We start from the raw sequence: 12596 nt of genomic DNA on the forward strand, positions 1-12596 counted from the left end.
TTGGCAGGGCATTTCAGCGTTTTAATACTGCCTGTTTCGCTATTTTCTTCACCCTGTGATGCTTACTATAAGCGCCCGCCTGCACGGCGGAAAAGGGTGAAAACCACCCTTGAAATACATTAATAAAAGTGATAATAGAAGCGGTTGGGGCGAAAGCGTCTAGTTCAGATTTGAATAATTAAATCAGGGAATTATATTAAAAATGAATATTAATATCACCGACACACCCAACCCGCAGGATGAAGAGTTCGTTATCGACAGCCTCTGGGCGCACAACCATAAAACCCAGCCCGTAGACATTCACCCGCTGTTCCTGACCGTCACCGACGACAACCAGCAGATCGTCGGCGGTCTGGTCGCACGTACCTGGTGGGGCGGCCTGGAAGTACAGTATCTTTGGGTCGGCGATCAATGCCGCAAAAGCGGTTACGGTCGCCAACTGATGCAGCTGGCCGAAGAAGAAGCCCGCAAGCGCGGTTGCCATATGGCCTACGTCGATACCTTCGATTTCCAGGCCAGAGGCTTCTACGAAAAACTGGGCTACCGGGTCTATGGCGAGCTGGGTGACTATGCGCATCGCCATACCCGCCATTACCTGGCTAAAAGCCTGTAACGCGGCCTGAGCGGCGCAGAGGTGGGTATGGGTTCATCGCATAAAAATAATGAATCTTATTTCAAGGGCCTCATCACCATGATGGAGCACCTGAGCGAGCCCTGGGGCATCAAAGACCAGCTGTCCCGCCACCTCTATATGAACCGCGCCGCTTATCTCTATACCAATACGCCGCTGAATTTCGACGTCGCCGGAAAATATGACCACGAATTCCCCGCCGACTGGGCCGATTCCGCCGCCGACTTTATCGAGCATGACAAGATGACCGAAGCGGCGCGCGATCGGGTCACGGTCATCGAGACGCACTACTGGTATGGCAAGGACAGCCTGACGCCGTTTATCAGCGAAAAGCTGCCGGTCTACAACGATGACAAACAGGTGATCGGCGTGATCTGGAACGCCAAGCCGATGAACAGCCTGTCGCCGCTGAAATACATCAATCAGCAAAAACCCAGCATCTTGACCACCGAAGTTAACAACGAGCTGTTCACCCGCGCCGAGCTCGATGTCATTTTCCTTATGCTGCAGCGATTTACGGTGAAAGAGATCGCCAAAATCTATAACGTCAGCAATAAGACCATCGAAAACCGCATTTATAATATTTACCAGAAGGCCAACGTGCATACTCAGCAACAGTTTGAGGAGTATTGCAAATACGCCAACCTGGATAACTACATTCCCGATCGCCTGATAACCAAGGGCATTCAGTTTATTTGAACCGCAAGGAAGATCTCACCGTGATAAAGATCGAAGATTATCCGCTCACCCGGGTGCCGCAGGATAAAAGAGTCTCGTTTTTAAGCGTGGCCATCGTGCATATGGGCATGCTGACCGCGTTGGACCAGTTCATGCTCGGCGCCGTGCTCGGCAACTCCATGACGCTGATTGACGCCTTCACCGCCATTTTCGTCGGCAGCCTGATCTTCGGCGTGGTGACCTATGGGCTTGGGATGGCGGGCATGCGCGAAGGGATTTCTGGCAGCCTGCTGGCGCGCTGGTGCGGCTTTGGCCGCCTGGGCTCGGTGCTGATCGGCGTGGTCGTGGCCGTCAGCCTGCTGGGTTGGTTCGGCATTCAAAACGCCATTTTCGCCAAGTCGCTCGATTTCGCGCTCGGCAATAAGCTGGGCTTTGGCCTGGCCGCCGGGCTCTCGGGCACGCTGTTGACCATCCTGGTGGCATTCGGCTTCAAGGCGTTGCGCATCGCCGCCCGTATCGCGGTGCCGATGTTCATTATGCTGGTGGCCTATATTTCAGTGACCGCGCTTTCCGGCCATAACCTGCAGGAGATCATCCAGCTGGCGCCGCCGGGTGAACCATTGACCATCAGCGCCGGCATCACCATCGTCGTCGGCGGCGCCATCGTGGCCAGCCTGATGACGCCCGATCTGACCCGTTACTCCAAAAACGGCAAACACGTGCTCGGCGTTACGATCTTCACCATCGTCGCCGGCGAGTTCGTGGTGAATGGCCTGGCTATCCTGATCGCCAAAACCCTGGGCACTGCGGATGTGGTCACCATCATGTCGCAAGCGGCCGGCGGCGCCGGTTTGCTGGTGGTGGTGTTTTCCACCCTGCGCGTCAACGATCTCAACCTGTACTCCTCTTCGCTGGGCATCGTCAACGCGGTGGAAGGCATCACCGGCAAAAAGCTGAAGTACACCTACACCACGTTGGCGATCGGTATTCTGGGCACCACGCTGTCGGTGCTGGGCATTCTCGACCGCTTCGTCGACTTCCTGACGGTGCTTGGCGTGGTCTTCCCGCCCATTATCGGCATCATGCTGGTGGACTATTACCTGCTGCGCAGCCACCGCAAAATCCTGGACGAGAGCCGCCGTACGGGCCAGTTGCCGAACGAAACCCCAACCATCGGCTGGGCGGCGATCGTCGCCAGCATCGCCGGCGGCGCCGTTGGCCTGGCGACCGAATGGGGCGTACCGACCATCAACTCACTGGTGGCCGCCAGCCTGCTGTATTGGGTGCTCAAACTGGCCTTCAGTCGGGCGCAAAAACCCCTGGCCTCGCAGAAGTCGCTCTGATTTTCGCACAGGCGTTAACGCACTCCTCCGATGATGGGGGAGTGTTTTATTGCTCGCAAAGTGCGGAGTTCAGCGCAAAGGAATAGGCCGATCGCGCAGACAAACGGCCGTGGTGATGAGGGTCCCTGGTGTCGGTAGCAAGCTATCCATTATGCTCAGAGTGCGGGAACATCCCCCTCTGAGCTTTTTATTATAAAAGTCGTTAGCTTCAGTGTTTTGATCGTAAAGAAAAACTTCAGCTTGCATGAACAGTAGCCCATGAAATCGCCTTTGGTCAACATAAAAGTGAACATAAAATTGGCTTTTGTGTTCACTTTTCCATAAGCAAAAGCTAATCAATTGATTTGCACAGCTTTATCATTTCCCCAAACCGCCTTCCGCATCCACGTCGCCCGCCCCCCGCCAAGCCGCTGACAGAAAGCAATAATTAACGAAAATAATCAGTCTGTTATCCTATTTCCTGCGCCTTTTTATCTGGACAACGCCAACGCGTAAGATATAGTGAAGCCAGCGTAATGTTTGTAAGGACAGCCTATGAAAACCCCCAACGCACAGCGCAAAATCAACATCATTAAAAATATTGAATATCTAATGCGTACCCGCGGTGAAACCAAGGCTTCCTTTTCCAACCGCAGCGGCCTGACGCGCACTACCCTATACAAAATTCTTGATGGAAGAGTGAACAACGTTCAGCAATCCACCGTTAATCGGATTTCAGATTTTTTCGGTGTCTCCTGTGAAGAGATCGAAGACTACGATCTGGAAAAACTGGAGCTGCTCAACGAAACGTTGTCCACCGAAGGCAACAAGAACCCTTCCGCCATTCCTGTGATCCCGCAGTCGCGCTATCTGGCCGTCTCGCAGCGCAAGATCGGGCAACTGGTCACCGAGTTTCCTTTGACTTATTTCTTCGGCGATGAGTCGAACATGTTGGCAATGAAAATAGAGACCGAAATTAAAGGGTCATTCATTCCGGGCGAAGTCATTATCATCAAACGTCCGCCGGTACTGATTTGCGATTCACCTTTGCTGTATCACTCGGGAAAAAGCGGCTTCTTTGTGGTTGACGACAAAGACAGCGAAAGCATGGACAAACGCCTTCAGGAGACGGTGCAATTCCTGGGTTATATCGTTGGAGAAAGGTTATAAATGGAACCGAATCAGAAGTTCAAGCTGTTGGGCTTCACCCGACATGGCACCATCGCGGCCAATGTCATGGTATTGGCCACCGGCAAAACCATTACCATGGGGCTCAATGAGCTGGCCGACAGCGAAATATCGGAAGATCTGAGCCGGCACGAGCTGCAGGCGCTGTACCGTAAACTCTACGGCGACAATCAACAAAAAACCGCCTATGAGCTCAGCGATCGCCATGAACGTTCCTGGTACGCCTACCTGATTATTACCGTGGCGCTCAGCGTGATTTATATCTTCTCGACGCTGTGCGGCGTCAAGCCGATCCAAATTCCGGTGCTGAATCTCATCACGCCGCCGGCGATCTTCATCTATCCGCTCACGTTCATCCTGGTGGACATTCTCAACGAGTTCTATGGGTTGCGGCTGGCCAGACGCACCATCATCATCTCGTTCATCGCCAACCTGACCTTCGTTCTCGGCGTCTGGGTGACAACGCTGGTGCCGAGCATTCCACAGTGGGAGTACAGCGAGACCTACAACGGCATCGTGCACAGCATCATGGCGGTGCTGGTGGCCTCTTCGGCGGCCTATCTGATCTCCGAGAACGTCAACTCCTATCTGCTTTGCAAGATCAAGGAGTTGACCAACTCCCGCTACCTGTTCGTGCGCGTGATCACCAGCACCGTAATCGCATCGGCCATCGACAGCGTGGTGTTCTGTACGCTGGCGTTCTACAACGTGCTGAGCTGGGACATCATCAAAACCATGATCCTGTCTCAGTTCCTGATCAAGGTGGTTTACGCCCTGCTGGGCGTCGGGCCGATTTACGCCACCCGCAGTCTGTTTAACCGCTACATCAATACCGAACAAGCAAAGGGCAATGAATATGCATATCCAAAAGCAAGATAAGATCACCCATCTTGGCGCGAACTCCGATTATCCGGACCAATATGCTCCCGCATTGCTCGAAGCCTTGCCGCGCGCACGCGGCCGCGATCTGATCGGCGTGGACGAACGGCAGCTGCCGTTCAGCGGCTTTGATCTGTGGACCGCCTTCGAGTTGTCGTGGCTCAACGGCAAGGGCAAACCGGTGGTGGGCATCGGCGAATTTACCTTCCCGCACTCCTCTTCCAACCTGATCGAATCCAAATCGTTCAAGCTGTATCTCAACAGCTTCAACCAAACGCGCTTCGACAGCGTGGAACAGGTGAGCGCCGCCATGCAGAAGGATCTGTCGCAGGCGGCCAATGGCCAGGTCACCGTCAAGCTCTATCCGGGTCTGGAAGGTTATCCGGCGCAGATCGATCGTCTGCCGGGCATCAACATCGACGATCTGGATATCGCGGTCGACGACTTCGCCTTCAAACCGGAATACCTGAGCGGCGCGGCCGATCAAGGGGAGCACGTAGCGGAGACGCTGTCTTCCAATCTGCTGAAATCCAACTGCCTGGTCACCAACCAGCCGGACTGGGGCAGCGTGGCTATCCGCTATGAAGGCCGCAAAATCGATCGCGAAAGCCTGCTGCGCTACCTGATCTCCTTCCGCCAGCACAACGAATTCCACGAGCAGTGCGTCGAGCGCATTTTCAACGACATCAAGCAGAGCTGCCGCCCGGAAAAACTCAGCGTGTTCGCGCGTTACACCCGCCGCGGCGGCCTGGACATCAACCCCTTCCGCAGCGATTTCGAAACGGCGCCGACGCTCGGCCGCCTGATCAGACAGTAAGCCTCATCCCCAATGCTCCCGCCAGGGAGCATTGTTTCTCTCGCTTTCATCTCCCTGTTATTTTTCGCCATTATCGTCGTCAGCGGCTATCTTCAAAGCACACTGACGGAGATTAACGACGCATGCCTGACCTTTCTCGCAGAGACATCCTGCGGGCTGCCGCCATCGGATCGGCGTTCTCGCTGTTGCCCGCCTCGATTCGCAAAGCGCTGGCCATTCCCGCCAATAACCGCACCGGCACCCTGCGCGACGTCGAACACGTGGTGATCCTGATGCAGGAGAACCGCTCTTTCGATCACTACTTCGGCACCTTGCCGGGCGTGCGCGGCTTCAGCGATCGATTTACCATTCCACTGCCCGGCGATCGCCTGGTCTGGCAGCAACAGGGCGCTGAACGGCTGGTGCTGCCCTACCATCTGGACAGCAAACGCGGCAACGCCCAGCGCGTCACCGGCACGCCGCACTCGTGGGTGGATGAGCAAGCCGCCTGGGATCACGGCCGCATGAGCGCCTGGCCCACCTACAAAACGCCGGCCTCGATGGGCTACTACCGCCAGCAGGAGCTGCCGTTCCAGTTCGCGCTGGCCAACGCCTTCACCCTGTGCGATGCCTATCACTGCTCCATCCACGCCGGCACCAACACCAATCGGCTGTTCCACTGGACCGGCACCAACGGCCCGTCCGCCGCCGACGTGGCGGTAGTGGTCAACGAATGGGACAGCCCCGGCCCGGCAGAGATCGGCTACCGGTGGACCACCTATCCGGAACGGCTGGAGGCGAGCGGCGTCAGTTGGAAGGTGTACCAATTCCTGCCGGACAACTTTACCGACAACCCGCTGGCGGGCTTTCGCCAATACCGCGCCGCCAGCATTCAGGTGGGCAACCCGGCTCGGCCGCCAAAAGACTTCAACGCCTTCGTGCCTTATCGCGACGAGCTCAACGCGACCGCGCCGCTGTACAAAGGTAACGGCAACACCCTGCCGGCCGCCGACGGCAACGATCTGGACGCCATGCTGGCCGGATTCCGCACCGACGTGCAGCAGGGCAAACTGCCGCAGGTCAGTTGGATCATCGCGCCGGCGGCCTATTCGGAACATCCCGATCCCTCCAGCCCGGTGCAGGGCGGCTGGTTCACGCAAGAGATCCTCAACGCGCTGACCGACAACCCGGAGGTGTGGAGTAAAACCGTGCTGCTGGTCAACTACGACGAAAACGACGGCTTTTTCGATCATATGCCTTCGCCTTCCGCGCCGTCGCTGCGCGAAGACGGCAGCTTCGCCGGTAAATCGACGGTGCCGTTCGATACCGAGATCTTCCAGCACGTGGCGCCGCCCGGCTCGCAGGACCAGCCGCCGCCGGACGGCCGCATCTACGGCCCCGGCCCGCGGGTGCCGATGCTGGTGCTGTCGCCCTGGAGCCGCGGCGGCTGGGTCAATTCGCAGGTCTTCGATCACACCTCGGTGCTGCAATTCCTGGAAAAGCGCTTTCAGGTGCATGAACCCAACATCAGCGCCTGGCGCCGCGCGGTGTGTGGCGATCTCACCTCGGCGTTCAACTTTGTCGATCCTAACGGCGAAGCATTGCCGAGCCTGCCCGCCACCAGCCGCCACGCCGCCGACGGTCTGCGTCAACGCCAGGAGCAGCTGCCGCAGGTGCCGCTGCCGCCGCCCGCCCGCCAGCGTTTGCCACACCAACGCCGCCTGGCGCGCCCTTCTCGCGCACTGCCCTATCAGCTGCACGTCGAGGCTAGCGTCGCGGCCGCGCAGCGGCGCATAACGCTGAACCTGTTCAATACCGGCGAGCAAGGGGCGGTGTTTCACGTCTACGACCGGCGAGATCTGACGCAGATCCCGCGCCGCTATACCGTCGAGGCCGGCAAGGCGGTCAGCGACGACTGGCAGACGGAGGACGAGTACCATCTGTGGCTGCTCGGCCCCAACGGTTTTCATCGTGAAATGCGCGGCGCGCTGAGCCGGCCGCAGCCGGAAGTGCGTTTGCGCCCGACGGGCCGCAGCCTGCTGCTGCAGTTGGATAACCCGGGTGCCGAAACGGTGACGGTCACTCTCGACCGCTGCCCTTACATGCAACAAGGCCCGTGGCCCATCACGCTGCCTGCGGGCGGCAGCCACCGCCAAACGTTTGACGCCCGCGCCAGCGGCGGTTGGTATGATCTTGCGCTGCACAGCGCAGGAGGCTGGCGGCGCCGCCTGGCGGGCCGACTGGAGGATGGCGAACACAGCGTCAGCGACCCGCTGATGGGCCAGGAGTAGCCTATCGACAGCGAAGAGGTTCAAAAAGCGAAAGGATATCGCTTATCATTGCGTTCTCGTTCCTAGCCGATTACTCAAGGATCTCCATGTCCGCTGTTCTTATCGCCAAAGCCGGTCGCTGGCTGGCCGCCTGCGTTTTGCTGTTGGCCGGCGCCGCTCAAGCCGCGCCGATCGTCGTTACCGATGTCGCCGGCCGTCAGGTTACGCTGCCGCAACCGGCCAAGCGCGTTATCCTGGCCGACGCCCGCGCGCTGTTGGCGCTGAATATTCTGCATCCGCAGGAGCCGCTGAAAAACATCATCGCCTGGGACAACTCGCTGAAGGTCAAAGCGCCGGATCTGGTTGAGGCCTATGCGAAAAAATTCCCGCAGGTCATGCAAATCCCCACCTTCGACAACCCCTACACCAGTGACTTCAGCGTGGAGAGCGCGGTGGTGCGCCAACCGGACCTGATCATTTTCGACATCGGTCTGCTGAGCAAATTGAAGGACAGCGGCGTACTGACCCAGCTGGAAAAAGTCGGCATCCCGGTGCTGATCATCGATTTCCGCCAGCAGCCGCTGACCAACACCGTCGCCAGCATGGCGCTGTTGGGCAAAGTGTTTGACGAGCAGCCCAACGCCGACGCCTTTATCCGCTTCTATCAGCAACGCCTCGAGCTGGTGCGCCAGCGCGTCGCCACGCTGAAACCGGAGCAACGCCCCAGCGTCTTCATCGAACGCAGCGCCGGCATCAAAGGCGAGCAGTGCTGCAATACCTTCGGCAAAGGCAGCTTCGGGCAGTTTATCGATACCGCCGGTGGCGACAATATCGGCAGCAAACTGTTTTCAGACATGGGCGGTGAAGTGAACGTCGAACAGGTGATCGCCAGCAATCCGGATTTCTATCTGCTGACCGGCGCCGACTGGAGCCGTGGCCATCGCGGTACGCTGGCCGTGCCGCTGGGCTACACCACCGATATGGCCACCAGCCAAAAGAAACTGGCGCATCTGCTGGATCGCACCGGCATTAACGTGTTGAAAGCGGTGAAAGAAAAACGCGTGATGGCGATTTATCATCAATTTTACGACACGCCGCTCAACTTTATCGCGGTCGAGGCGATCGCCAAATTCCTGCACCCGGCGCTGTTTAAAGATATTGATCCGCAAGCGGATATCGAAAGCGTGCACCAGAAATTCACCGCGCTGGATTACAGCGGGGTCTTCTGGCTTACGCCGCAATAATCCCCGCCAGGGCCCGCCAACCGGGCCCTGCTACCGGCATCCTTCATGTAGTTACCCGCTTAACTATTCCATAACAATTCTATTTACTTGCCAATAATTATCATTAAGATTGTCGTTTCTAAAAAAACACATCCGGGTCTGAAACTTCTAAGGCATTATTATGTCAATTCTTTTTCGCCTCTCCCTGCTGGCGACCTCTATCGCCGTTGCTTTCCCCATCCTTGCTGCTGATAACTCATATCAAAACGATGCCGATACGGTAACCGTCGTCGGCAACTGGCTGGACAACCCTGATACCAGTTCGGTGCTGCTCAACCATCCGGGCGCGCGATCCATCGTCACTCAGCAGCAGATGCATGAGCAAGGCGACCAAACCATCGCCGACAGCCTGCGCGGTGTGCCCGGCGTGCAGGTGCGCGACAGCAACGGCACCGGCGGCAGCGACATTTCGCTCAACGTCGGCGTGCGCGGCCTGACCTCACGCCTTTCTCCGCGATCCACCATTCTGATGGACGGCGTTCCGTTGGCCGTCGCGCCTTACGGCCAGCCACAGCTGTCGATGGCACCGCTGTCGATCGGCAACCTGCAATCGGTTGACGTGGTGCGCGGCGGCGGCGCGGTGCGTTACGGGCCACAAAACGTCGGCGGCGTGATCAACTTCGTCACCCGCGACATTCCAAAAGCGTTTGGCGGCACCGCCGGCGTGCAAACTCAGGGCGCCAGCCACGGCGGCCTGAAGACCCTGACCAGCGCCTCGGTGGGCGGCACCGCAGATAACGGCTTCGGCGCCGAGCTGCTTTACTCCGGCCTGCACGGCCAGGGCTACCGCGACAACAACGACAACACCGACATCGACGATTTCATGCTGAAAACGCGTTATGCGTTCACCGATCGTGACGAACTGCTGGCCAATTTCCACTACTACGACGCCAAAGCCGGCATGCCGGGCGGGCTGAGCAGCGCGCAATACGCGCAGAACCCGTTCCAGTCCACGCGTCCCTGGGACCAGTTCGAAGGCCGCCGCAAGGATATGTCGTTCAAATACAAACATCAGGAAGACGACAAACAGTTCGAAGTGTTGACCTACTTCACCGACAGCTACCGCGGCAGCAACATCGAGTCGGAAGGCACCGGCAAAAATGCCGGGTTGCGGCGCATGGTGTCCTATCCGCGCCACTATTCGACCTGGGCGATCGAACCAAGCTATTCGCAGCTGTTTCGCTTCTGGGATATGGCGCACGAGATCACCCTCGGTTACCGCTACCTGAATGAAACCATGGATGAAAAGGCGTCGCGTTCGGCCTGGTATAACCCGGCGAATGTCGGCGCCACGCCGGATACCCCGGACTATTACCAGCACACCTCCGGCGGCACCGCAGCCAACGCGTTCTATATCGACGATACCATTAACGTCGGCAACTGGACGGTCACGCCGGGCCTGCGTTATGAAAGCATTCGCACCCACGTGGACGATTCATTCAACAACATCAGCCGCGAGAAAAGCTACAGCGAACCGCTGCCGTCATTGAACGTGATGTACCACCTGTCCGACGCCTGGAAACTGTTCGCCAACGCCAACACCTCGTTCGGCAGCATGCAGTATTTCCAGCTGACCAAAGGCGGCAACGGCAACCAGCCTGCGCCGGGGCTGACGGCGGAAAAAGCGCATACCTATGAGTTCGGCACCCGCTACGACGACACCGTGGTCAAGGCCGAAGCCACGCTGTTCTATATCGACTTCGATAATCAGCTGCAATACATCAGCAACGATGTGGGCTGGACCAACATGGGCGCCACCAAGCACAAAGGCATCGAGTTGGCGCTCAGCTACGATCTCAGCGAGCTGAACCGCGCGCTGGACGGCGCCAGCGTCTACACCAGCTATACCTACACCAAGGCCAGCACCGACAAGGGCGACTTCGCCGGTAAAGACCTGCCGTTCTACTCGCGCCAGGTCTATACCGTCGGCACGCGCTACGCCACCGGCAACTGGGTATGGAATCTGGACGGTTACGCGCAGTCCAAACAGCATTCGCCGGGCACCGGGCCGGAGTACGTCACGCAGGAAAGCGCCGATGGTCAATTCGGCAATATCGCCGGTTACATGGTGTGGAACATGCGCGGGGAATATAATTTCGGGCCGCAGCTATCGAACCTGACGCTGGGCGCCGGGGTGAAAAACCTGTTCGATCAGCGCTACTTTACCCGCTCCAACGACAATAACTTCGGCAAGTACGTCGGTGAACCGCGCAACTTCTTCGTGCAGGGTTCCGTCGCATTCTGACCCCCAGCGCCCACTACAGGCGCTTCGCTCATCCATACCGCCCGCTCGCATCGCGGGCGGTATTTCCTGCGCCTGACCCGCCCTATTTTTTGATCTTGCTCACTCCCCAAACGCCTGACGCATTATTTCATTGCTTTGCTAAACCGGTTCTTCTATTTTAGCCACCCATCAGACATCGGTAGAAACAGGGATTAAGCATGGCGAATCGCGTATGGGTGCTGGGCGACGCAGTGGTCGATTTGGTGCCAGAAAATTCAAACAGTTATCTTAAATGCCCCGGCGGCGCGCCGGCTAACGTGGCGGTGGGCGTCGCCCGCTTGGGCGGCGACAGCGCCTTTATCGGCCGAGTGGGGCAAGACAGCTTCGGCGCCTTTCTGCAGCAGGTGCTGAGCGAAGAAGGGGTAGATATTGACCATATGCTTTCGGATCCCGAACACCACACCTCCACGGTAGTGGTGGATCTCGATCAGCACGGTGAACGCTCATTCACTTTCATGGTACAGCCCAGTGCCGATCTGTTTTTACAGCCTGACGATCTGCCGGCCTTCCAACGCGGCGAGTGGCTGCATCTCTGCTCCATCGCGCTGTCGCAGGAGCCCAGCCGCAGCGCGGCCTTTACGGCAATGGAAAATATTCGGGCGGCCGGCGGGCGGGTCAGTTTCGATCCCAATATCCGCGAAGAGATCTGGCACCAACCGGAAGCGCTGCGCCCCTGCCTGCAAAAGGCGTTGCTGCTGGCGGACGTGGTGAAACTGTCGCGCGAAGAGCTGGTTTTCATCAGCCATCTTGACGATGTGGAGAACGGCATCCGCTGGATGATGCAAACCTACCCGTTGCGCCTGTTGCTGGTCACGCTGGGCGGCGACGGCGTCTACGTGCATGACGGCCAACGGCTGCGTCATTTCCGCGCGGCGCCTGTCGTGCCGGTCGATACCACCGGCGCCGGCGACGCGTTTGTCGCCGGGCTGTTAGCGGCGCTGGCGCGCCTTCACGCTTTGCCGCAAGAAGCGCAATGGCCGGCGATTATCGCCCAGGCTCAGGCCTGCGGCGCGTTGGCCACCACCGCCAAAGGCGCCATGACCGCCCTGCCGCGCGCCGAAGAGCTCGCCGCTTTTCTGCGCTGATCCTCTGCATCCACGGCGATCCCCTGGGCGCCGTGGTCTTTTAACCCCACGATTTGCGCACTCGATCACAATAGCTGAATCGGGTTAGCAAACTTGATTGCCAGTCCGCTTCTCGATCGTTATCTTTCGCCATGAAAAACCGGTTTAGCAATTTAGCAAAAAATAATAACAACCCTTCCC

The 12596-nt window shown here is 58.1% G+C and carries 10 protein-coding genes; all 10 read left to right on the plus strand.

Features of this window, described 5'->3' with window-relative positions; all coding sequences use genetic code 11:
• Positions 1-202: 202 nt before the first annotated feature.
• Complete coding sequence (locus H7A77_RS03555; RefSeq protein ID WP_182073832.1) at positions 203-613, plus strand: GNAT family N-acetyltransferase; 411 nt, start codon at positions 203-205, stop codon at positions 611-613.
• Positions 614-640: 27 nt separating this feature from the next.
• Positions 641-1330, plus strand: a complete 690-nt coding sequence (locus H7A77_RS03560) for a PAS and helix-turn-helix domain-containing protein (protein ID WP_033644646.1) — start codon at positions 641-643, stop codon at positions 1328-1330.
• 20 nt (positions 1331-1350) lie between these two features.
• Positions 1351-2652 (plus strand): cytosine permease, encoded by a 1302-nt coding sequence (locus tag H7A77_RS03565; RefSeq protein WP_033644921.1) that lies wholly within the window; start codon positions 1351-1353, stop codon positions 2650-2652.
• A 534-nt stretch (positions 2653-3186) separates the two neighbouring features.
• A complete protein-coding gene (locus H7A77_RS03570; RefSeq protein WP_033644644.1) occupies positions 3187-3801 on the plus strand; it encodes a helix-turn-helix transcriptional regulator in 615 nt (204 codons plus the stop codon).
• The gene (locus H7A77_RS03575) at positions 3802-4698 is read left to right on the plus strand and encodes a queuosine precursor transporter (protein ID WP_033644642.1); all 897 of its coding nucleotides are present in this window, start codon (positions 3802-3804) and stop codon (positions 4696-4698) included.
• A complete protein-coding gene (gene queF, locus H7A77_RS03580; protein WP_033651311.1) occupies positions 4676-5515 on the plus strand; it encodes an NADPH-dependent 7-cyano-7-deazaguanine reductase QueF in 840 nt (279 codons plus the stop codon). The genes H7A77_RS03575 and queF overlap by 23 nt, the downstream gene beginning before the upstream one ends.
• A gap of 122 nt (positions 5516-5637) precedes the next feature.
• A complete protein-coding gene (locus tag H7A77_RS03585) occupies positions 5638-7785 on the plus strand; it encodes a phosphocholine-specific phospholipase C (RefSeq protein WP_182073833.1) in 2148 nt (715 codons plus the stop codon).
• Between the two features lie 86 nt (positions 7786-7871).
• Positions 7872-9008, plus strand: coding sequence for an ABC transporter substrate-binding protein (locus H7A77_RS03590; protein ID WP_033644639.1), 1137 nt, complete (start codon positions 7872-7874; stop codon positions 9006-9008).
• Positions 9009-9168: 160 nt separating this feature from the next.
• Entirely contained in the window at positions 9169-11292 is a 2124-nt protein-coding gene (locus H7A77_RS03595; RefSeq protein ID WP_182073834.1) for a TonB-dependent siderophore receptor, read from the plus strand.
• A gap of 197 nt (positions 11293-11489) precedes the next feature.
• Entirely contained in the window at positions 11490-12416 is a 927-nt protein-coding gene (locus H7A77_RS03600; RefSeq protein WP_033651307.1) for an aminoimidazole riboside kinase, read from the plus strand.
• Positions 12417-12596: the final 180 nt, after the last annotated feature.

The sequence above is a fragment of the Serratia sp. ME47 genome (genome assembly GCF_903970925.1).
GTDB classification, from domain to species: Bacteria; Pseudomonadota; Gammaproteobacteria; order Enterobacterales; family Enterobacteriaceae; genus Serratia; species Serratia ureilytica.